The organism is Bacillus sp. LR--39, assembly GCF_053613335.1.
On sequence record NZ_JBSIOT010000607.1, the window covers coordinates 1 to 836 of the forward strand.

Genomic DNA, 836 nt, shown 5'->3' on the forward strand with positions numbered 1-836 from the left:
TAATCGGTATCTTTTTCATGCCGGAAAGCCCGCGCTGGCTCTTAACAAAAGGAAAAGAAGAGAAAGCAAGGCGGGTTTTGTCAAAGATGAGAGGAGGAGAGCGGGTCGATCAGGAAGTCAAAGAAATTAAGGAAGCGGAAAAGCAGGACCAGGGGGGCTTGAAAGAGCTGCTGGAACCGTGGGTGCGCCCGGCGTTAATCGCAGGGGTCGGACTGGCATTTCTGCAGCAATTTATTGGAACCAACACGATTATTTACTATGCCCCAAAAACGTTTACGAATGTCGGATTTGAAGATTCGGCGGCCATTTTAGGGACAGTCGGCATCGGAACGGTCAATGTCCTGATGACGCTTGTGGCGATCCGCTTCATTGACAGGATTGGCCGGAAGCCGCTTTTATTATTTGGAAATGCCGGAATGGTCATCAGTTTGATCGTGCTTTCTTTTTCTAATCTCTTTTTCGGCAATACCTCTGGTGCGGCATGGACGACTGTCATCTGCTTAGGTGTGTTCATCGTCGTATTTGCCGTCAGCTGGGGGCCGATCGTCTGGGTGATGCTGCCTGAGCTGTTCCCCCTTCATGTCAGAGGGATAGGAACCGGAGTATCGACTTTAATGCTCCATGCAGGGAACTTAATTGTGACTTTGAGTTTTCCGGTCCTCATGGAAGCGATGGGCATCAGTTACCTGTTTCTGTGCTATGCGGCCATTGGAATCGCGGCCTTCCTGTTCGTCTTCTTTAAAGTAACAGAAACAAAAGGAAAAAGTCTGGAAGAGATCGAGCAGGATTTGCGGGACAAGCACCGCGGAATCACGGCAACTGACACACAGCCGGTT

At 49.9% G+C, this 836-nt stretch carries 1 protein-coding gene; it reads left to right on the forward strand.

From position 1 onward, the window contains the following. Positions 1-836: sugar porter family MFS transporter (locus ACWHAR_RS25260; RefSeq protein WP_452088207.1), on the forward strand; the 836-nt coding region annotated here is incomplete at both ends.